The organism is Actinomadura spongiicola (assembly GCF_003432485.1).
GTDB classification, from domain to species: domain Bacteria; phylum Actinomycetota; class Actinomycetes; order Streptosporangiales; family Streptosporangiaceae; genus Spirillospora; species Spirillospora spongiicola.
Genome location: NZ_QVNQ01000005.1, coordinates 596,878 through 617,398 on the forward strand (window position 1 = coordinate 596,878; position 20,521 = coordinate 617,398).

18 protein-coding genes are annotated in these 20,521 nt (G+C 72.5%); 13 read left to right on the top strand and 5 right to left on the bottom strand.

What is annotated here, in order from left to right; all coding sequences use genetic code 11:
• Window positions 1-12 precede the first annotated feature (12 nt).
• Both D0T12_RS19140 and D0T12_RS19145 read left to right on the top strand, forming a co-directional pair.
• Window positions 13-939 (top strand): VOC family protein, encoded by a 927-nt coding sequence (locus D0T12_RS19140; RefSeq protein WP_117400942.1) that lies wholly within the window; start codon window positions 13-15, stop codon window positions 937-939.
• Window positions 939-1,796, top strand: a complete 858-nt coding sequence (locus D0T12_RS19145) for an alpha/beta fold hydrolase (protein WP_117400943.1) — start codon at window positions 939-941, stop codon at window positions 1,794-1,796. The genes D0T12_RS19140 and D0T12_RS19145 overlap by 1 nt, the downstream gene beginning before the upstream one ends.
• Before the next feature lie 106 nt (window positions 1,797-1,902).
• Here D0T12_RS19145 and D0T12_RS19150 read toward each other — a convergent pair whose 3' ends face one another.
• Window positions 1,903-2,511, bottom strand: a complete 609-nt coding sequence (locus D0T12_RS19150) for a dihydrofolate reductase family protein (RefSeq protein ID WP_117400944.1) — start codon at window positions 2,509-2,511, stop codon at window positions 1,903-1,905.
• A gap of 223 nt (window positions 2,512-2,734) precedes the next feature.
• Here D0T12_RS19150 and D0T12_RS19155 point away from each other — a divergent pair, with 223 nt between their 5' ends.
• The 6 genes from D0T12_RS19155 to D0T12_RS19180 all read left to right on the top strand — a co-directional run bounded on the left by D0T12_RS19155 (window position 2,735) and on the right by D0T12_RS19180 (window position 9,683).
• On the top strand, window positions 2,735-3,424 hold the full coding sequence (locus D0T12_RS19155) for a hypothetical protein (RefSeq protein WP_233526158.1): 690 nt from the start codon (window positions 2,735-2,737) through the stop codon (window positions 3,422-3,424).
• Window positions 3,421-4,443 carry a heme/hemin ABC transporter substrate-binding protein gene (locus D0T12_RS19160; protein ID WP_233526159.1) on the top strand — a complete coding sequence of 341 codons (1,023 nt, stop codon included), beginning with the start codon at window positions 3,421-3,423 and terminating at the stop codon, window positions 4,441-4,443. Before D0T12_RS19155 ends, D0T12_RS19160 begins: the two co-directional genes overlap by 4 nt.
• Window positions 4,440-5,471 carry a FecCD family ABC transporter permease gene (locus D0T12_RS19165; protein WP_117401122.1) on the top strand — a complete coding sequence of 344 codons (1,032 nt, stop codon included), beginning with the start codon at window positions 4,440-4,442 and terminating at the stop codon, window positions 5,469-5,471. Before D0T12_RS19160 ends, D0T12_RS19165 begins: the two co-directional genes overlap by 4 nt.
• The gene (locus D0T12_RS19170) at window positions 5,468-6,298 is read left to right on the top strand and encodes a heme ABC transporter ATP-binding protein (RefSeq protein WP_117400945.1); all 831 of its coding nucleotides are present in this window, start codon (window positions 5,468-5,470) and stop codon (window positions 6,296-6,298) included. Before D0T12_RS19165 ends, D0T12_RS19170 begins: the two co-directional genes overlap by 4 nt.
• A 95-nt stretch (window positions 6,299-6,393) precedes the next feature.
• On the top strand, window positions 6,394-8,070 hold the full coding sequence (locus D0T12_RS19175; RefSeq protein ID WP_117400946.1) for an alkaline phosphatase family protein: 1,677 nt from the start codon (window positions 6,394-6,396) through the stop codon (window positions 8,068-8,070).
• Window positions 7,974-9,683, top strand: a complete 1,710-nt coding sequence (locus D0T12_RS19180; protein WP_117400947.1) for a phospholipid carrier-dependent glycosyltransferase — start codon at window positions 7,974-7,976, stop codon at window positions 9,681-9,683. The genes D0T12_RS19175 and D0T12_RS19180 overlap by 97 nt, the downstream gene beginning before the upstream one ends.
• On the opposite strand, the gene D0T12_RS19185 is transcribed toward D0T12_RS19180, so the two are convergent.
• The 3 genes from D0T12_RS19185 to polA are packed head-to-tail and all read right to left on the bottom strand — an operon-like array spanning window position 9,614 to window position 14,381.
• On the bottom strand, window positions 9,614-11,191 hold the full coding sequence (locus D0T12_RS19185; RefSeq protein WP_117400948.1) for an FAD-dependent monooxygenase: 1,578 nt from the start codon (window positions 11,189-11,191) through the stop codon (window positions 9,614-9,616). The genes D0T12_RS19180 and D0T12_RS19185 overlap by 70 nt on opposite strands.
• Window positions 11,188-11,688, bottom strand: coding sequence for an inorganic diphosphatase (locus D0T12_RS19190; RefSeq protein WP_117400949.1), 501 nt, complete (start codon window positions 11,686-11,688; stop codon window positions 11,188-11,190). Before D0T12_RS19190 ends, D0T12_RS19185 begins: the two co-directional genes overlap by 4 nt.
• Window positions 11,689-11,735: 47 nt before the next feature.
• Complete coding sequence (gene polA / locus D0T12_RS19195; RefSeq protein ID WP_117400950.1) at window positions 11,736-14,381, bottom strand: DNA polymerase I; 2,646 nt, start codon at window positions 14,379-14,381, stop codon at window positions 11,736-11,738.
• A 62-nt stretch (window positions 14,382-14,443) separates the two neighbouring features.
• Between polA and D0T12_RS36640 the strand changes: the two genes are divergently transcribed.
• Entirely contained in the window at window positions 14,444-14,899 is a 456-nt protein-coding gene (locus D0T12_RS36640) for an LLM class flavin-dependent oxidoreductase (RefSeq protein WP_233526160.1), read from the top strand.
• Window positions 14,809-15,291 (top strand): TIGR03620 family F420-dependent LLM class oxidoreductase, encoded by a 483-nt coding sequence (locus D0T12_RS36645; RefSeq protein ID WP_233526161.1) that lies wholly within the window; start codon window positions 14,809-14,811, stop codon window positions 15,289-15,291. Before D0T12_RS36640 ends, D0T12_RS36645 begins: the two co-directional genes overlap by 91 nt.
• A gap of 82 nt (window positions 15,292-15,373) precedes the next feature.
• Here the strand turns inward: D0T12_RS36645 and D0T12_RS19205 are convergent, their stop codons facing one another.
• Window positions 15,374-16,885 carry a M20/M25/M40 family metallo-hydrolase gene (locus tag D0T12_RS19205; protein ID WP_117400951.1) on the bottom strand — a complete coding sequence of 504 codons (1,512 nt, stop codon included), beginning with the start codon at window positions 16,883-16,885 and terminating at the stop codon, window positions 15,374-15,376.
• A gap of 246 nt (window positions 16,886-17,131) precedes the next feature.
• Between D0T12_RS19205 and D0T12_RS19210 the strand changes: the two genes are divergently transcribed.
• Genes D0T12_RS19210 through D0T12_RS19220 form a run of 3 tightly spaced genes read left to right on the top strand, consistent with a single transcriptional unit; the run spans window position 17,132 to window position 20,494 of the window.
• Window positions 17,132-19,675, top strand: a complete 2,544-nt coding sequence (locus D0T12_RS19210; RefSeq protein WP_117400952.1) for a sensor histidine kinase — start codon at window positions 17,132-17,134, stop codon at window positions 19,673-19,675.
• Window positions 19,672-20,112 (top strand): roadblock/LC7 domain-containing protein, encoded by a 441-nt coding sequence (locus tag D0T12_RS19215; RefSeq protein ID WP_117400953.1) that lies wholly within the window; start codon window positions 19,672-19,674, stop codon window positions 20,110-20,112. The genes D0T12_RS19210 and D0T12_RS19215 overlap by 4 nt, the downstream gene beginning before the upstream one ends.
• Before the next feature lie 7 nt (window positions 20,113-20,119).
• Complete coding sequence (locus D0T12_RS19220; RefSeq protein ID WP_117400954.1) at window positions 20,120-20,494, top strand: DUF742 domain-containing protein; 375 nt, start codon at window positions 20,120-20,122, stop codon at window positions 20,492-20,494.
• Window positions 20,495-20,521 lie beyond the last annotated feature (27 nt).

A 20,521-nucleotide genomic window follows, 5' to 3' on the forward strand; every position in this document is an offset into this window, starting at 1 on the left:
GAGCACGACCATATGACTGGAGTCAAGGAACTGGCCTACGTCGTGTACGAGGCGAGCAGCCTCTCCGACTGGGAGCATTTCGGCGTCGACCTGCTCGGCATGCAGCTCGCGGACAAGACCGCCGACACCCTCGCCCTGCGGACCGACGAGAAGCCCCACCGCTGGCTGATCCGCCGGGGTCCGGCCGACGACCTGGCCGTCAGCGGCTACGAGGTGGAGAGCGACACGGCCCTCGACGAGATCGTCGAGAGGCTGACGGCCGCCGGGGTCGAGGTCACCGAGGGCGACGCCGCGCTCGCCGCGTCCCGGAAGGTCGACCGCGTCGCGGTGACCGCCGACCCGATGGGCAACCGCCTCGAACTGGTCACCGGCTTCGCCGACGCCGACGAACCGTTCCACTCCGACGTCCTGCTCGGCGGATTCGTCACCGGCGCCGGGGGCGCGGGCCACCAGGTGCTGCTCGCCCAGGGCGTCGCCCGCGAGACCTACCTGGAGTTCTACCGGGGGCTGCTCGGCTTCCGGATCTCCGACACCATCGTCGAGGAGGTCGAGCCGGGCGTCGTCGCCGACCTGATCTTCCTGCGCTGCAACCCCCGGCACCACTCCGTCGCGTTCGGCGACATGCCGCACCCGAAGCGGACCCACCACTTCATGGTGGAGGTCACCGACATCCGCGACGTCGGCACGGCCTACGACCGCTGCATGGCCGCCGGGCAGCCGTTCGAGATGACCCTGGGCATGCACCCCAACGACCACATGTTCAGCTTCTACGTGCGGACGCCGTCCGGCTTCAGCGTCGAGTACGGCTGGGGCGGCCTGCTCGTCGACGAGGAGACCTGGCAGATCGGAACGCTGGACCGGCTGCACAGTTGGGGCCACCAGCCGCCCGAGGTCGTCGCGGGCCTGCTCGCCGCCGCGTCCGGAGAGGACGGCCGCTGATGGCGCTCACGCAGGCCGAGGCGGCGCGCACCGTCCAGACCAAGGAGTGGACGCTCCGCTACTACGAGGCGGGCGACGGGCATCCCGTCGTTCTGCTGCACGGCAGCGGGCCCGGCGCAACGGGTTGGAGCAACTTCTCCGCCAACATCGAGGCCCTCGCCGAGCACTTCCACGTGTACGCGGTGGACATGCCCGGCTGGGGCGGCTCGGACGCGGCCACGGTCGACCGGCTCGACCACGTCGACGCGGCGATCCAGTTCCTGGACGCCCTCGGCATCGAGAAGGCCGCGTTCGTCGGGAACTCGATGGGCGGGCAGACCTCGATCCGGCTCGCCACCGAGCATCCCGACAGGATCACGCACCTGATCACCATGGGCCCGCCGGTGGGCCGCGGGCCCGGCCTCTTCGCCCCCGGCGACGGCCCGTCCGAGGGCCTGAAGGCCCTCATCCGGGCGTACCGGGATCCGAGCCCGGAGAACATGCGCGAACTCGTCGAGATCATGTGCTTCGACAAGGCCCGGTTCGCCACCCCGGAGCTGTGTCAGGCCCGTTCGGACGCGGCGCTCGCCCGTCCCGAGCACCTGCGCAACTACGTCGAGGGCCTGCCGAAGGGCGCGCCGCTCCCGGTCTGGGCCGACCTGGAGAGTCTGCCCGGCATCGAGGTGCCGACCCTCCTCGTCCACGGCCGTGACGACCGGGTCGTGCCGTTCGAGAACTCGCTCTTCCTGCTCTCCGCGATCCCGGACAGCCGCCTGGTGGTCCTCAACCGCTGCGGGCACTGGGCGATGATCGAGCACGCGGCCGAGTTCAACCGGCTCGTCATCGACTTCGTCGCCAACGCCGCCGGGCCACGGTGACGACGGGCCGAGAGAGAACGGGCTGAGACGTCCGGCCGCGGTGGAACGGGCGCCCACCGCGGCCGGACGTCCTTCTCGCGGGCACGAGCCCGGTTCCCGGCCGGGGTCAGTCGGGTGGCGGGCCGACGCGGTAGGTGACGTGCGTGACGAGTTCGGTGCGGGCCACCGAGGTCGGTTCGAGCGCGAGGTCGCCGACACCGGTGAACAGCCGCTCGCCCGCCCCGAGGACGATCGGCGCGATGTGCAGGCGGAGTTCGTCGATCAGCCCCGCCGCCAGGTACTGGTTCACCGTCTGGGCGCCGCCGGCGACGGCGACGTTCCTGCCGCCCGCCGCGTCACGCGCCTGGGAGAGGGCCGCCTCGATCCCGTCGGTGACGAAGTCGAACGTGGTACCGCCCTCCATCGGCACCGGATCGCGCGGGTAGTGGGTGAGGACGAACACCGGCGCGTGGTAGGGCGGTTCGTCGCCCCACCATCCCCGCCAGGTGAGGTCCCATTCGCCGCGCCCGGAGGCGAACATGTTGCGGCCCATGATGAACGCCCCGGCGTCGACGATGCCCTTGACGACGTCGGCGTTGGCCTCGGCCTCGCCCTCCTCGAACATCCACCGGTGCAGCCGTTCGCCGCCCTCGCCGAGCGGCGTGTCCAGGCTCTGGTTCGGGCCCGCGACGCAGCCGTCCACGGAGACCGTGATGTCACAGGTGACCTTGCTCATAGTCGCCTCCTTCACATCTCGGGTACCCGGTCGGCGCCGTCAACGCGGGGTCGGAGCCGTGTTCGCGTCCTCGGAGTCCCTCCGGGGATCTTTTCGGAGTCGCCGCGCCCTGGTCAACGGAGACCCCCCTTGAACTTAGGCAAGGCTTAGCTAAGGTAAGGGCCACTCTCGATCTCAAGGCCCTGGTGGGCCGCGGATCTCCTCCCGAGGGAGCTGACGCCCGATGCCCGTGACGTACCCGCACGTGAAGCGCACGCAGGTGAAGCACACGCAGGTGAAGCACACGGTCCCGCGTCCGGTCGCGGCGCTCGCCCTGACGGCCGCCGCCTGCGCCGCCGGTGGCGGCGCGCTCGCCCCCGCCGCGTACGCCGACCCCGGCAAGGCCACCGGCCCGGCGGGGCAGACGATGACCGTCTCCAAGGTGGACGGCCTGCCCGAGAAGGGCGCCACGGTACGGGTCACCGGCTCCGGCTTCGACACGAGCAAGGGCATCTACATCGGGCTCTGCAAGGCCAACGGGGCCGGGAAGCCTCCCGGGCCGTGCGGCGGCGGCGCCGACACGTCCGGGAAGGCCGGGGCCTCTCAGTGGATCTCGTCGAACCCGCCGCCGTACGGGAAGGGCCTGACGGTCCCCTACGGGCCGGGCGGCACCTTCGACGTGACGATCCGCGTGGGAGCGGCGCTGGACAAGTCCGTCGACTGCGCCGAGGTGCGCTGCGCCGTGGCGGCCCGGACCGACCACACGCGCAGGGGCGACCGTTCGCAGGACGTCCTGGTGCCGGTGAAGTTCGGCGAGGACGGCGGAGTTCCCGTGTGGGTGTGGGCGGCGGCGGGCGCGGGCGCGCTGGTCGTGGTCGGCGGCGCGGTCCTCGTGCTGCGTCGACGCCGGCCCCCCGCCGGGGCGGCCGCGTGATCCGACCGGCGAGGGCTGCGGCGCTCGCGCTGGCCGGTGCGCTGCTGCTCGGCGGATGCGCCGCCGGGACGGCGGGCCGGCCGCCCGGCGGCACCGACACCGCCGCCCGCTGCGGGGCGGGCACCGTCGCCGCGCCACGGGGTGATCCGGAGCCCGTCGCGTCACCGGAGACACCGAGACTGCCGGTCACCGTCCGGTCCGCCGACGGCAGGGACGTCACCGTCCGCGACGCGCGGCGGGTCCTCGCCGTCAACCTGTACGGCTCGCTGGCGGAGATCGTCCACGGGCTCGGCCTCGGCGACCGGCTCGTCGGACGCGACGTCTCCACCACGTTCCCGGCGGCGCGGCATCTCCCGCTCGTCACCGGTCAGGGGCACGATCTGTCCGCCGAGGGCGTGCTCAAGCTGAACCCGTCCGTCGTGATCGCCGACAGGAGCATCGGGCCGCCGGAGGCGCTGGAACAGCTCCGCAGGTCCGGCGTGCCCGTCGTGCTCGTGGACGACCGGCAGACGCTGGACGCGATCGGCCCGCACATCGGGGCCGTGGCGGAGGCGCTCGGCGTGCCGGGCGCGGGCCGCGCGCTCGCCGACCGGGTCCGCGACCGGATCGGGGCCGCCGCGAAGTCGGCGCCCCGCGACCGGCCCACGGTCGCGTTCCTCTATGTCCGCGGCACCGTCGGCGTCTATCTGATCGGCGGCGACGGCGCCGGGTCCGACGCGATGATCGAGGCGGTCGGCGCCACCGACGCGGGCACCGCCATCGGCCTGTCCGGGTTCCGGCCGATCACGAGCGAAGGGCTGATCAACGCGGCGCCCGACGTGCTGCTGGTGATGACGGCCGGGTTGAAGTCCGTCGGCGGCGTGTCCGGCCTGATCAAGTTGCCGGGCATCGCGCAGACCCCGGCCGGGCGCAACCGGCGGATCATCGACGTGGACGACGGCACCCTGCTGTCGTTCGGCCCGCGCACCGGGGAGACGATCTCCGCGCTCGCCGCCGCCGTGTACCGGACGTGCGGATGACCCGCGGAGCCGTCCTGCTCGGGGGCCTCGGTGTCGCGCTGGCGGTGCTGTGCCTCGTCGCGGCGAGTGTCGGGCAGGTGAACGTCCCGCCCGACCAGGTGATCGGGTCGATCCTGCACCGCGTCGGGTTGGATGTCGGACCGCGTCCGACCGCCCTGCGGGGCGACGACGCGCTGTGGGTCGTGCGGTTCCCGCGCGTCGCGCTGGCCGTCGTGACCGGGGCGGCGCTCGGCTGCTCCGGCACCGTCATGCAGGGCGTCTTCGGCAACCCGCTCGCCGAGCCCGCCGTGATCGGCGTGTCGTGGGGAGCGGCGGTGGGCGCCGCCACCGTGATCGTGTTCGGCCTGACCGTGCTCGGCGACTGGACGATCGTCGCCGCCGCGTTCGGCTGCGGCCTCGGCACCACCCTGCTGGTGTACACGGTGTCGCGGTTCGCGGGACGGACCGAGGTGGTCACGCTGCTGCTGACCGGCATCGCGGTGAACGCGGTGGCGAGCGCGCTCCTCGGGCTGCTGATGTTCGCGGCCGGGAACGACGCGCTGCGCGCCATCACGGCCTGGAACCTCGGCAGCCTCGCGGGCGCGAACTGGGGCGCGGTCGCGACCGTCACGCCGCTCGCCGCCGCGGGCTGCGCGGTCGCGTTCGGCTGCGCGCGGCGCCTGGACCTGCTGTCGCTCGGCGAGCGCACCGCCCGCCACCTGGGTGTGGACGTGGAGCGCCTGCGCTTCACCGCGATCGTCGTGATCGCGCTGCTGACGTCGTCGGCGGTCGCGTTCGCCGGGGTCATCGCCTTCGTCGGGCTCGTCGTGCCGCATCTGATCCGGATGGTGGTGGGCCCCGGGCACCGGACGCTCATCCCGGCGAGCGCGCTCGGCGGCGCGGTCGTGCTGGTCGCGGCCGACCTGGTCGCCCGGACCGCGATCGCCTACCAGGAGCTTCCCCTTGGGGTGCTGACCGCGCTGATCGGCGGGCCGTTCTTCTTCTGGTTGCTGCGCCGCGCCCGGAGCGGGTCGGGAGGCTGGGCGTGATCGGCCTGCGCGTCCGGAGGCCGATCACGCCGCGTCCCGTCCCGCCCGGGTCGGCGGCGGTCGAGATCCGGGGGCTGCAAGTGGAGCGCGGCGCCCGGACGGTCCTCGACGGCGTCGACCTGACGGTGCGGACCGGTGAGGTGTTGGCGCTGGTCGGCCCGAACGGCGCGGGGAAGTCGACGCTGCTGGCGGCGGTCGGCGGGGACGTCGCCTTCACCGGCGGCATCTCCGTCGACGGCGCCCCGCTCGCCACATGGGGCCACACAGAGCTGGCGATGCGGCGCGCGATCCTGCTCCAGCGGCAGACCATGTCGTTCCCGTTCACCGTCGCGCAGGTCGTCCGGATGGGACGGGCACCTTGGGCGGGCACGCCGCTGGAGGACGACGACGATGCCGCCGTCGCCGAGGCGATGCGCGAGACCGACGTCTCCGAGTTCGCGGACCGTCCGCACCCACGGCTGTCGGGCGGCGAGCAGGCCAGGGTCGCCCTGGCTCGCGTCCTGGCCCAGCGGACCGGGACGCTTCTGCTGGACGAGCCCACCGCCGCCCTCGACCTGCACCACCAGGAGATGGTGTTCGACGTGGTCAGGGAACGCGCCTCAGCCGGAGCCGCCGTGGTGACCGTCGTGCACGATCTCGGGCTCGCCGCGGCGCACGCCGACCGGGTCGCGGTGCTCGCCGAGGGCCGCCTCGTCGCGTGCGGCCCGCCCGGTGACGTCCTCACCGCCGAGATGCTCAGCGCGGTGTACCGGCACGACATCGAGGTCCTCCCGCATCCGCGCACCGGTCGGCCGCTGATCCTGCCGCGCCGCGCCGCCCCGGGGTGATGGCCGCCGCCGGGTGAAACGTGGAAGCGTTTGAACCCGAAAGCCTCGCGGGCACGTGCTGTGGTTGTCATAGGAGCGGCGGGGCGGGGGAGGACGTGCTGACCACCGAGAGCGACATCGGGAGCGAGACGGAACCCGACACCGGGGACGGGCCCCGGAGCGGGGGCGGGGCGTGGCGCCGGGTCGCGGCGCGGGCCGTCACCGTCTCGGCGTTCCTGTTCGTGCTGGTCGCGCTCGTCATGCCGGACGAGTACGCGCGGCTGACCCCGGCCGCGTTCGTGCGCGTCCCGATCGAGGGCATCGTGGGCGTCGCCCTGATCCTCGCGGCGCCGGAGCGAGCGAGGCGGTACGTGGCCGTGACGGCGGGTGCGCTCCTCGGGTCGCTGACCGTCCTGAAGGTCCTGGACATCGGGTTCGACGCGGTGCTGGTCCGGCCGTTCGACCTGGTGCTCGACTGGCCGTTGCTGCGTCCCGCCGTGGAGTTCGTCGGCGGGTCGGCGGGACGGGCCGGAGCGGTCGGCGCCGTCGTCCTCATGGTCGCGCTGGTCGTCGCCGTGGTGGTGCTCATGGCGCTGTCGACGCTGCGGCTCGGCCGGGTCGCGTCCCGGCACCGCGGCGGGGCCGCCGGGACGGCCGCCGTCCTCGGCGTGGTCTGGGTCGTGTGCGCCGCGTTCGGGATCCGGTTCGTCGACGGGGTGCCGGTGGCGTCGCGGACCGACGCCGTCCTCGCCTACGACCACGCCCGGCAGGTGCGGGCGAGCCTGAACGACCGGGAGGAGTTCGCGCAGGCCGCCGCCGTGGACGCCTTCCGCGACACGCCGCCCGGAAAACTGCTGACGGGACTGCGCGGCAAGGACGTCGTGCTGGCGTTCGTGGAGAGCTACGGGCGCACCGCCGTCGAGAGCCCGCAGTACGCGCCGCAGGTCGGGGCGGTGTTGGACGCCGGGACGCGGCGCCTGCGCGACGCCGGGTACTCCGCGCGCAGCGGCTGGCTCACGTCCCCGACGGCGGGCGGCGGGAGCTGGCTCGCGCACGCCACGCTGCTGTCGGGGCTGTGGGTCGACAACCCGCAGCGGTACCGCACCCTCGTCAACAGCGACCGGTTCACGCTCAACCGGGCGTTCCACCGCGCGGGTTCGCGGACGGTCGCGCTCATGCCCGCCATCACCCGGGCCTGGCCGGAGGGGTCGTTCTTCGGCTACGACAAGGTCTACGACAACCGCAACCTCGGGTATCGGGGGTCGCGTTTCAGCTTCGCCACCATGCCCGACCAGTACACGCTGTCGGTCCTGCGGCGCACCGAGCTGGCCGGGACGGACCGGGCGCCGGTGATGGCGGAGACGGCGCTGGTGTCGAGTCACGCGCCGTGGGCGTCCATCCCCCGGCTCGTCCCGTGGGAACAGGTCGGGGACGGCTCGGTCTTCGCCGGCATGGGCAAGGGCTACGACGCGCCGTGGCCGTCCGGCGGACGGATCCGCACCGAGTACCGAAAGTCGATCGAGTACACGTTGAACACGCTCGTCTCGTACGTGGAGACCTACGGCGACGACGATCTCGTCCTCGTCTTCCTCGGCGACCACGAGCCCGCGCCGCTCATCACCGGCCCGGACGCGGGCCGGGACGTGCCGATCACGATCGTCGCCAAGGACACCGCCGTCCTGGAAAGGATCTCCGGATGGGGCTGGCAGGACGGACTGCGCCCGGCGAAGGACTCCCCCGTCTGGCCGATGAGCGCCTTCCGCGACCGGTTCCTCGCCGCGTTCGGGGGCTGACCGCCCTCGCCGTCGCGGCGCTGCTGGCGGTGATGGCCGTCGCGATGACGTCCACGGCGGTGCGGCAGACCCCCACGATCGACGAGCCGGTGTACATCGCGACCGGCGTGGTCTACCTGAAAGAACACGATCTGCGTTACAACGCCGAACACCCGCCGCTCGGCAAGCTCCTCATCGGCGCCGGGCCCGTGCTCGCCGGGACGCACCTGGACACCGCGTTCACCGGCACCGAACAGGAGGTCGGACGGCACCTGTTGTACGAATCGGGCAACGACCCCCAGCGGGTGCTGCTGGCGGCGCGGCTACCGGTGATCGTGCTGACGCTGCTGTTCGGGCCGGTCGTCTTCGCCTTCGCCCGCGACCTCACGGGCCGCCGCGCCGGCGGGCTCGCCGCGCTCGCCCTGTACGCGTTCTCTCCCGACGTCATCGCGCACGGGTCGCTGGCCACGCTGGACGTCCCCATGGCGGGGTTCCTGCTGACCTCGGTGTGGCTGGTGTGGCGGGCGCGGTCACATCCGCGATCCTGCCTGCCGCTCGCGGGCGCGGCGCTGGGCGCGGCCGTCGCGACGAAGATGAGCGCGCTCCCGGCCGTCCCGGTGCTGCTGATCCTGGCGGCGGTGTCGGCCCGGTCGGCGTCGAGGCGGCGAGCCTGGTGGGACGTGGCGAGGGACGTGACGACGGTCGCGACGGTGACCGTCGCCGTGGTCTGGGCGGCCTATCTGGCCGTGGACCCGCGGCTCCACTGGACGACACCCGCCCACGTTCCTGACATCAGCGGGGTGCGTGGCCTCGTCACCGGCCTGCTGCCTTTCCCGGAGCCGTTTCGCGACGGGATGCGCATCCAGTTCGGCTTCGAGGACCGGCCCTGGACCGGCTTCCTGTTCGGACGGGTCTACCAGGGCTCGCTCTGGTACTACCTTCCGGCCGCGCTGCTGGTGAAGACCCCGCTCGGGGCGCTCGCGCTGTGGGCGGTCGGCATCGTCGCGCTGTGGGCCGTGCCACGGTTGCGTCCCGCGGCGCCGTACGTCCTCGTGCCCGCGGCCGTGCCGCTGGCCGTCGCCATGACCGGCGCCCGCGACCTCGGCGTCCGGTACGTCATCTTCCTTCCGATGTTCCTGGCGGTCGCGGCGGCCGGGGCGACGCGGCTCCGAGGGCGGTGGGTCCCGGCCGTCGCGGGCGCGCTGCTGCTGTTCGTCGCCGTCAGCTCCCTACGCGCGTACCCCTTCTACCTGCCGTACTCCAACGAGGCGTTCGGCGGCCCGTCGAAGACCCGTCTACGCCTGCACGACTCCAACGTCGACTGGGGCCAGGACCTCGGACGCCTCGCCGGCCGTCTCCGCGACCGGTATCCGGGCGAGCCGGTGTGGCTCGCGTACAAGGGAAGCGGCGTCCCGTCCCACTACGGCATCCGCGCCGCCGACCCGCTCGCCGTGCCGCCCGGACGGGTGCGCGGGCTGCTGGTGGTGTCCGACAGCTGGATCGCCAAGTCGGATCCGCGGCTGACCCCGCTGATCGCCACGAGCGAGCGGATCGACGAGGTCGGTCACTCCATCACCATCTTCCGGCGTCCGCACGCCCGGTCGAGAGCGGCGGTCACCGCCTCCGGGTCGTAGGAGGGGAGCACGGCGGCGAGGTGGCCGTCGGGGCGGACGACATGGACGGTGTCCGGCCCGGCGTCCAAGGCCTTCCGCACGACGCCTTCGGTGTCGATGTCGTCCAGAGCGTGGACGCGGTACGGGACGTCGGTCGGAAGGTCCCCCGGGTGACGCGTCGCGGTCAGGATCACGAAGGTGGTGCCGAACAGGCGGCGCAGCCGGGTGAGCGCACCGGAGACGACGCACGGACCGTCAGGGCAGATCACCCCCGGCACCGGTGGACGAACAGCGCCCGGCTCACACGGAAAGCCGTCCGTCGAACCGGACGGAGTCGTCAGCGGCGAGTCCAGGTACCAGTACGGTTCGGCGAGCTTGCCCGAGTCGATGATCGTGCCGGCGTCCGGATGGGTCCGGGCCCTCTCCAACGCCTCCAGGCGGCGGGCGTGCTGCGCGGGCGTGTGCGGGACGAGGAACTCCATCGTCCGGGTCGTGACGCGGAGGTTCTCGCCCGCGGCCGCCCACCGCTCGACGTCGTAACTGTCCAGCAGCCCGCCGGGCGCGAGGCCGCGCCGGACGTAGGCGAGTTTCCACGCGAGGTTCTCCGCGTCCTGGACGCCCGAGTTCAGCCCCCGGGCGCCGAACGGCGCGTACAGGTGGGCGGCGTCCCCGGCGAGGAAGGCGCGCCCGGACGCGAACGTCGCGGCGCGCCGCTCGGAGAACCGGTACAGGCTCCCCCAGACGAGCTCGTACGGCACCGCCCCGATGATCTTCCGGATGCGGGCGTCCAGCGCCCCGGACGCGCGCTCGGCGGCGAAGTCGTGGTCGCCGGGGACCTGCCAGTCGACGCGCCACGTCCCGTCCGGGCAGGGGTGGACGAGAACCTGCCGGCCGGGGTTCCACTCGGGGTCGAAGTAGAACCGCCGCTCGCTCGGGAACGGCAGGTCGGCCCGGATGTCGCAGATGAGGAACTTGTCGTCGAACGCGCGGCCGGGAAAATCGATGCCGAGCAGCTTCCGGACGGTGCTGTGCCCGCCGTCCGCGCCGACCACGTGACTGCCCCGCACGAAGTTCCCGGGTTCCCCGGCGTCCACCTCCACGCCGAGTTCGTCCTGGCGCAGCCCGCGGACCGGATGCCCGTACCGGACGTCGACGAGCGGCTCGGCGTCGGCGAGGTCCCGCAGCCGCGCCTCGACCTCCGCCTGCGAGATGTTGATCCAGGGCGGGACGGCGCTCCGCCCCGGATCGGGGAACGTGACGGAGAACAGCTCCTCGTCCCGGTAGTAGGTGCGGCCGGTCGTCCAGGTCACGCCACGGGCGATCATCGGCTCGGCGCAGCCGACCCGGTCGAGGACGTCGAGGACGTCACGCTGGAAGCAGATGGCCTTGGACCCGGACGGGTCACGGCGCGCCGCGGCCTCCAGCACCACGCTCGGCACGCCCTGCCGCGCCAGCAGCAGCGCCGTGACCAGACCGACCGGTCCCGCCCCGACGATCACGACCGGTTCGACGTCGCTCCGCGCGCTCACTCGGGCGTGCTCGCCGGCGTGCTGCGGGCGCGTTCGAGGGCCTCGACGATCGTCCGGTCGGCGACCTCCCTGTCCTGCCAGCCGCGCACGTCACCGCCCTTGCCCGGCTCCAGGCTCTTGTAGATGTCGAAGAAGTGGCCGATCTCGTCTCGGACGTGTTCGGGCACGTCCGCCAGGTCGCGGAACTCGGCGTAGCGGACGTCCCTCGCCGGCACGGCGAGGATCTTCGCGTCGGGGCCGCCCTCGTCGTGCATCCAGAACACGCCGAGGCTGCGGACGACGACCTCGCAGCCGGGGAACGTCGGCTCCTCCAGCAGCACCATCGCGTCCAGCGGCTCCCCGTCCTCGGCGAGGGTGTTCGGGATGTAGCCGTAGTCGGCCGGGTACTGCGTCGAGGTGAACAGCATCCGGTCGAGCCGGATGCGGCCGAGCCGGTGGTCCATCTCGTACTTGTTCCGCGATCCCCTCGGGATCTCCACGACCATCTCGATCTCCATCGTTTCCTCCCGGGATGGCCCTACCCCGGTGCGGGCGGGCGTGATCGTCAGTGGGCGGCGGCGTCCCAGTCTGCGCCGGTGCCGAGGGCGACGTCCAGACCGACCGACAACGGGTACGCGGTCCTCATCCGGTCGTCGACGATCTCCGCCACGGCGGCCCGCTCCCCCGGCGCGATCTCCAGCACGAGCTCGTCGTGCACCTGGAGGAGCAGGCGGCTGCGGAGCCCGGCGGCGGTCAGCGCCTCGTCCACCCGCAGCATCGCGATCTTGACGATGTCGGCGGCGGAGCCCTGCACCGGGGCGTTCAGCGCCATCCGTTCGGCGGTCTCGCGGCGCTGGCGATTGTCGCTGGTCAGATGCGGCAGGTAGCGGCGGCGGCCGAGGATCGTGCGGGTGTAGCCGGTGACGCGGGCCTCGGCGACGACATGGTCGAGGTAGTCGCGGACGCCGCCGAGCCGCTCGAAGTAGGCGTCCATCAGCGGACGCGCCTCCGCCATCGGCACGCCGAGCTGCTTGGCCAGCCCGAACGCCGACAGCCCGTAGGCCAGCCCGTACGACATCGCCTTGATCCGGCGGCGCATGTCCGGGGTGACCGCGCCGGGGGCGACGCCGAACACCCGCGCCGCCATCGTGGTGTGCAGGTCCTCGCCGGACTCGAACGCGGCCAGCAGGGTGGGATCCTGCGACCGATGCGCCATGACGCGCAGTTCGAGCTGCCCGTAGTCGGCCGTCATCAACGCCTCGTAGCCGTCGCCCGGTAGGAACGCGCGGCGGATGCGGCGGCCCTCCTCCGTCCGGATCGGGATGACCTGGAGGTTCGGCTCGATCGAGCTGAGGCGTCCGGTGGCGGCGACGGTCTGCTGGAACGTGGTGTGGATCCGGCCGTCCGCGCCGATCTCCCTGATCAGCCCGGCGACCGTCGTGCGCAGGCGCGCCTGGTCGCGGTGGCGGAGCAGGACCTGGGGAAGGCCGTTGTCGGTCTGGGTGGCGAGCCAGGTCAGCGCGTCCAGGTCGGTGGAGTACCCGGACTTGATCTTCTTGGTCTTCGGCAGCCCCAGCTCGCCGAACAGGACCTCCTGGAGCTGCTTCGTCGACCCCGGGTTGAAGCGGCGCCCGGCGATCTCGGCGGCCTCGTCGGCGGCGCGTTCCATCGCGTCGGCGAAATGCCGCTCCAGCTCGTCGAGCAGGCCGGCTTCGACGTGGACGCCCGCGCGTTCGGCGCGGGCCAGCAGCCTCGACAGGGGCAGTTCCACGTCGCGCAGCACCCCGTCCAGGCCCGTGGCGGCGAGTTCGCCCGCGAACGTGCCCGCGAGGTCGAGGACGGCGCGGGCGCTCGTCATCAGCCCGGCCGCGCCGTCGCCCGACGGGCGGCGGCCGAGATGCCGTCCGGCGAGGTCGGCGATGCCGTAGGCGGCGAGGCCCGGGAGCAGCAGGTAGGCGGCCAGCGCGATGTCGCTGGTGACACCGTCCAGCGGCCAGCCGCGCTCGCCGAACACGCACAGCAGCGCCTTCAGGTCGTGCACCGCCTTCGGACGGTCCGGGTCGGCGAGCCAGTCCGTGAGGGCGCGTTCGTCGGCCTCGGTGAGCCGGGACGGTTCGAACGCCGCGGCGAACCCGTCCCCGGTGGCCAGCGCGATCCGGGTGACGTCGCCCGCGCCGCGCGTCCACGTATGGTCGGCGGCGAGGCCCGTCGGCCCGGTCGCCCGGGTCGAGAGCCAGTCCGGCAGCTCGCCGGGCTCCAGCTCGCGTCCCATGATCGGTTCGGGTTCGGTGGCCCCGGCCGCTCCGCCGGTGCCGCGGCCTCCGCCGGGGTCGGCGGCGAAGAGACGCTGCCGGAGGCTGGCGTTGCGGAACTCCAGCTCGTCCAGCAGGGACGTGAACGCGGCCAGGTCGTAGGGCCGCCGCCGCAGGTCGTCGAGCCCGACCGGCAGGTCGAGGTCGCGGACGAGTTCGGTCAGCCGCCGGTTCAGCCGGACCGTGTCCAGCGCGGCGCGCAACTTCTCGCCCGCCTTCCCCTTCACCTCGTCCGCGCGGTCCACCAGCGCGTCGAGGGAGCCGAACTCGCGGATCCAGCGGGCGGCGGTCTTCTCGCCGATGCCGGGGATGCTCGGCAGGTTGTCGGACGGGTCGCCGCGCAGCGCCGCGAAGTCCGGGTACTGCGCGGGCGTCAGCCCGTACTTCTCCTCGACCGCTGCGGGCGTGTAGCGGATCATCTCCGAGGCCGTCCGGTAGAAGTACAGGACGGTGACGTCGTCGCCGACGAGTTGGAGCGCATCCCGGTCACCGGTGACGATCAGCACCGGAAGGCCCTCGGCCTCGGCCCTGGTCGTGACGGACGCGATGACGTCGTCGGCCTCGTAGCCGGGAACCCTCAGCACCGGCAGGCTCATGGCGGCGAGGAGCCGGTCCAGGATCTCCACCTGGCTTCCGAACTCCGGCGGCGACTTGGCCCGGCCCGCCTTGTACTCGGGGAACGCCTCCGTCCGGAACGTCCGCCGCGACACGTCGAACGCGACGGCCGCGTGCGTGGGACGCTCGTCGCGCAGCGCGTTGGCGAGCATGTTGGCGAACCCGTACACCGCGTTCGTCGGCTGACCGGTCGTCGTGCTGAAGTTCTCGACGGGCAGCGCGTAGAACGCCCGGTAGGCCAGCGAGTGGCCGTCCAGGAGCAGCAGCCGGGGCCGGTCCGTCATGGCCACATCCTGACATCTGGAACCTCGGGCATGAAGCAGCCGGTGAAGGTGTTGGGACGGCCATGACTAAGATCGATTTGGGCAGGCTCGGAATCTGGCGTCCCCAGGGTGACCTCGACCCCGGGCTGGCCAAGGACGTCGAGGACCTCGGCTACGGCACCATCTGGGTCGGCGCGTCGCCCGGCGGCGACCTGGACGTGGTGGAGCGGCTCCTCGCGGCGACCGACCGCGTCGTGGTGGCGACCGGCATCGTGAACATGTGGGCCACGCGGGCCGACGAGGTCGCGGCGTCCTACCACCGGCTCGCCGACGCGTACGGCGGGCGGTTCCTGCTCGGGGTCGGCATCGGCCACCCGGAGGCGACGCGGGAGTACCGCAGCCGTACGAGACGATCGTCCGCTACCTCGACGACCTGGACGCCGCGAACGTGCCCGCCGAGAGGCGGGTGCTGGCCGCGCTGGGGCCGAAGGTGCTGCGGCTGGCGGCGGAACGCGCCGCCGGCGCGCACCCGTACCTGACGACGCCCGAGCACACCCGCCGGGCGAGGGAGACGCTGGGCCCCGGCCCGCTCCTCGCCCCGGAGCAGAAGGTCGTGGTCGACGGCGATCCCCGTCGCGCCCGCGCTTTGGGCCGGGAGGGGATCGCCTACTACCTGGGGTTGGGCAACTACGTCGCCAACCTCAAGAGGCTCGGCTTCACCGACGCGGACGTGACCGGCGAGGGCAGCGACGCGCTCGTGGACGGGCTGGTCGCACACGGCAAGCCGGCGGCGGTGGCAGCGCGGCTGACCGCCCATCTGGACGCGGGCGCCGACCATGTGGCCGTCCAGGTGCTGACCGGGTCCGGCGGCGACCCTCGTCCCGCCCTGCGCGCGATCGCCGAGGCGGCCGCGCCGACCCCGCCCCGCTGAGCCCGGTCTGCTTAACGTGCCGAGGGACGCGCCCAGAGCGGGCGCGTCCCTCAGACGGATCGGAACAAGGGTCGGGTCGGCGTCACCGGGTCGCGTAGGACCCGATCACGCTCGGCGGGGCGAGCCGGGCAGGCGCCTGCCTGCGGGTCAGCTCGTTGCCGTTGACCGTCAGGGTGCTGTGGGCGAAGAACTGGGTGATCGCGGCCGCGCCGTCGGTCATCTCGTCGAGGCCCTGAAGGTGCACGTTCTCGTAGCGGTCGCAGACGGAGTGGTAGCACGGGTCGTACGCCTGACCGGCCGTTCCGCCGTACACCCTGGCCTGCTCGGCCGTCTTGATGCCTTCGGCTCCGGTGGCCAGGCCACCGGCGGGGATGCCCACGCTGATGAAGGCGTTGTAGTCCGACCGTCCGTCGAACGCCGACTCGTCGGTGGCCAGCTTCCGCTGCGCGAAGTAGTCGGTGAACGCCTTCTCGATCGCGCCGGACCCGGCGGGCGGCGGGACGTTGCTCGCGCCCGTGCTGTTGTCGCCGTCGTAGACGAACCGCACGTAGTTCGGCGAGCCGATCATGTCGAAGTTGAGGTTCAGCGCGATCTTGTCGCGTTCGGCCTGGGAGAGGCTGTCGACGTAGTACTGCGAGCCGAGCAGGCCTTCCTCCTCGGCGCCCCAGAACGCGAACCGCACCTTGTTGCGGAGCTGCTTGTCGTTGAGCTTGCGGATCTGCTTGGCCAGCTCCAGCACCGCCGCGGTGCCCGACGCGTTGTCGTTGATGCCGGGGCCCTCGGCGACGCTGTCGTTGTGGGCGCCGACCACAACGATGTTGTCGGCCTTGCCACGGTCGGTGTCGGCGATGACGTTGGCCGCCTCGCGCTTCTCGGAGAGGGTGTCGGTCCTGACCCGCAGCGTCACGCCGCCGTTCTGCGCCTGCTCGACGAGGGCGCGTCCGAGGGCGTTGGTCGGGCCGATCACCGGAACGCCGTACGGCTTGCCGAGCGTGCCGGCGACGGGCCCGGGCTGGGTGGGAAGCTGGTAGATGACGACCGCGGCGGCACCCGCGGCGATCGCGTTGTCGGTCTTGAGGGCGAACAGGCAGCCGCCGCGCTGGATCAACGCGATGTGGCCCTTGGGGAACCCGTTGAAGTCGTCGGCCTCGCACCCGCTGCCGAGGCCGGTCGCGCCGGGGTCGACGGGGGACGCGGCGGCGGTGACGTCACCGGCCCCGGAGTACTGCATGGTGCGGTAGTCGGTGCCGGGCTCGAACGTCTTGGCGTCGGGCTCGGTCTGGGCGAACGTCGGTTCGCTCCGCTCCTGCCAGAAGTCGAAGCCGAACTTCTGGACCTTCGGAGCATATCCGGCCCGTTTCAGCTGGTCGGCAAGGTACTTGACGGTGATCACGTGACCGGGAAGTCCGGCGGCCCTGTTCCCGCCGTTGGCGTCCGCGATCTTCTGCAGGTTCAATTGGTGATGGCGGACGTTCTTGAGCGTGACGAGCTGGGCCAACTTCGACTGCGTCGGCGCCGCCTGGACCGGCGCCGCCGCCAGGGATGTGGCGGCGAGCGACAGCCCGAGGAGCGTGGCAAGCGCGGCTCTGCGCATGGCTCGGTCTCCGATGGGATGAGGGATGGAGCAGACCGAAGCCTGCCATGCCGACATTTCGCGCAACAAGTCACAACTCGGCCAACATCGGCCTCATCCGGAATCGGACGGTAAGCGAGACGTTGCCGTCCGCATTCCGAAAAGCACAGATGTTGTCCAAATGCGGATTTTGCTCTGGCTTTACGCACGTCGGCGTCTATAGGCTCCGTGAGCTTCGGTGAGGCGGAACAACGCAGGGAGTGACCAGTGTCGAAGTCGGAGAACCCCGGCGGGACGCACGGGCGGCCGCGCACACGACCGATCTGGCGCAGGATCGCGCTGCTCCTGGCGGTGCCGCTGTCGGCGCTGTTCGTGTTGTGGGCCATCCCGGCCACCGTGACCGTGTCCAACGCGCTCCAGCGCTTCGACTTCTCGACCGTCTACAACAACGTCGCCGTGCCGGCCACGACCGTGACCGAGGCGCTCCAGGAGGAACGTGCCACCGCCGTCCGGCTCCTGCACCGGTTCAGGGTCGCGGACAGGCAGCGCTTCGGCGAGCAGGTGGCCAAGACCGACGCCGCCGTGGCCGCGTTCCGCAGACGGGCCCTGTCGGGGGACACCACGGACGCCATGGACGACACCATGACGTCCCGCGTGCGCAAGCTCAGCGACGCCTACAACGAGCTCGTGACGCTGCGGGAGCGGGTCGGCATCGGCGGCACCACGGCGTTCGGGGCCATCGACGGGTACAGCAAGGTCGCCGACATCACGATCCGGCTGCTGACCACGCTGGTGAGCGTCGACGACGTCACCGTCTACCAGCACACCACCGCGCTGCTGCACAACTACTGGGCCCGGGAGTTCATGCTCCGCGAGGACGCCCTGCTGTCCACGATGAGGGCCGGGCCGATGAGCCCGAGCGACCGGGCGGCCTTCGCCGCCTGGGCGGAGAGCCGCGCCCAGTTCTTCGAACTCGGCCGCGCCGAGGCCGATGGCGAGATCGAGCGGATCATGTACGATCTGGCGAACTCCTCTGAGTTCACCTCATATACGACGCTGGAGAACAACGTCGTGAACAACGGTCTCGTCCCCGACCCCGGGGAGTGGCGGGCCTCCATCGAGGCCCTCTCCCCGGTATGGCTGGGCGCCGCCGCGAAGGCGGAGGCCGTGGTGAACGACGACGACGTCCGACCGGCCGGGCGCCGCGTCATGCTCGGGTTCTTCCTGATCGGCGTGGTCGGCCTGCTGGGCCTGGTGGCCTCGGTGGTGCTGTCGCTGACGTTCGCGCGCCGGCTCACCGCCGAGCTGCGCGAACTCCAGCAGTCGGCGCAGCGGCTGGCGCACGAGCGGCTGCCGCGGGTCGTGGCGAGGCTGCGCCGCGGCGAGGCGGTGGACGTGGAGGCCGAGTCCCCGATGCCGTCGACCGGCCACACGACCGAGGTCGCCCTGGTCGGCGAGGCGTTCGGCGCCGTCCAGCGGACCGCGGTCGCCACCGCCGTCGCCGAGTCCGAGCTGCGCGCGAGCATCAACCGGGTCTTCATCAACCTGTCGTGGCGGAGCCAGTCGCTGCTGCACCGGCAGCTCAGGTTGCTGGACCAGATGGAACGGCGCGCCGCCGGGCCCGAGGAGCTCGACGACCTGTTCCGGCTGGACCACCTCACGACCCGGATGCGCCGCCACGCCGAGGGCCTGGTCATCCTCGCCGGGTCGCCGACCGTCCGGGCCTGGGACCACCCGGTCGCCGCCGAGGACGTGGTCCGCGCCGCGGTCGCCGAGATCGAGGACTACACCCGGGTGGAGCTCACCGGCGCCTCCTCCGTCGCCGTGACCGGCGACGTCGTCGCCGACATCATCCACCTGCTCGCCGAGCTGATCGAGAACGCGACCGTGTTCTCCCCGCCCACCACCGAGGTGACGGTCAAGCTCGAGACCGTCGCCAACGGCCTCGCGATCGAGGTCGTCGACCGCGGCATCGGCCTGCACCCGGACGAGCTGGACCAGCTCAACCTGCGGCTCGCCGGCGCCGGCGAGTTCGACCTGGTCGACACCGAACGCCTCGGCCTGTTCGTCGTCGCGCGGCTCGCCGCCCGGCACGGCGTCAAGGTGTCGCTCCAACCGTCCGCGTACGGCGGGACGACCGCGGTCGTGCTCGTCCCGCACGCGCTGGTGACGCTCGACGACGACCTGGCACGTGTCGGCTCCGCCCCCGGGACGGCCCGGACGATGGCGACCGCCCTGATCTCCGGCAACGCGGCCTCCGGTGACACCCGGCAGCGCCTCGGCCGCCCGTCCCGCCCGGCGCTCCCCCGCGCGGTCGCCGGCCCGCCCGAGGCCGAACCGCAGGACGAGCCGTACGCCGAGCCTCACGCCGAACCGCAGCACGGGACGTGGGACGAGCGACCCGCCGGACCGCCACCGGCCGCCCCGGTGTTCGAGCAGCCCGCGCCCGCGTTCGGCCCGACCGGACCACCCGGCCCGGTCCACCGTGATCCGCCGCCGCCCGCCGCGGAGCCCGCGGAGACCGGCGTGGAGTCCAGCGAGGTCACCGGCAGGCTCCCGAAGCGGGTACGGCAGCGCAACCTCGCCCCGCAGTTGCGCAGGGGCGCCTCACCCGAGCGCGCGGCACCGGCCGCCGCCGCGCCGAACGGCATGACGGACGGGCCCGACGACGACTTCGAGGAGCCGAGCCCGGAACTCAGCCGCGACCTGATGTCCTCCCTACAGTCGGGATGGCTGCGCGGCAGGGACGTCGACGATGAACAAGACGATCCCGGTCCACGCGATGAATGGGATGAATGGGGGGAACGATGACCCAGTACGGTCACGCCTCGGGCGAGTTCGACTGGCTCCTGGAGGACCTGGTGCAGCGGGTCGGTGAGGTCCAGCAGGCCGTCCTGCTGTCCCGGGACGGCCTGGTCATGGGCGCCTCGGGCGGCGTCACCCGCAAGGACGCGGAGTTCCTCGCGGCGCTGTCGTCGGGCTTCCACAGCCTCGCCAACGGCGCCCGCGAGCACTTCCAGGCCAAACACGTGCGGCAGACGGTCGTCGAGCTGGACGGCCTGCTGTTCTTCGTCATGCCGGCGGGCAACGGAAGCTGTCTGGCCGTGCTCAGCGACGCGGGCGGCAACGCCGGCCTCGTCGCCTACGAGACGACCATGCTGATCAAACGGGTGCGGCGGCAGCTGTCGGCGTCGCCGCGCGGCGCGGCCCCGCAGGATCCGTCACTGCGCTCGGGCGCCTCGGGCTGATCCCGCCGTGGAGACTCCGCGAGAACGCTGGATCGGGCAGGACGCCGGCCCGGTCGTGCGGCCGTACGCGGTGACCCGGGGACGCACCCGTCCCCGGGGAGTCGTCATCGACCTGGTGACCATCCTCGTCGCGACCGGCCGGACCCCCGGCGAGAAGGTGTGGCTGTCCCGCGAGCAGCGGCGGCTGCTGGAACTGTGCCGGCGGCCGTCCACGCCCGCCGACCTGGCCTCGGAGATCGACCTGCCGTTCCGGGTCGTGCAGATCCTGCTGGAGGACCTGTACCAGTACGGGCTGATCGAGGAGACGGCACCGGCCGAGCAGTCCGACCGCCCCGACCCCCGAATCCTGATGAGGGTGCTCGATGAACTTCGCCGCCTTTAATCCCGCTTCGGGGAAGGCCCCCGGCGC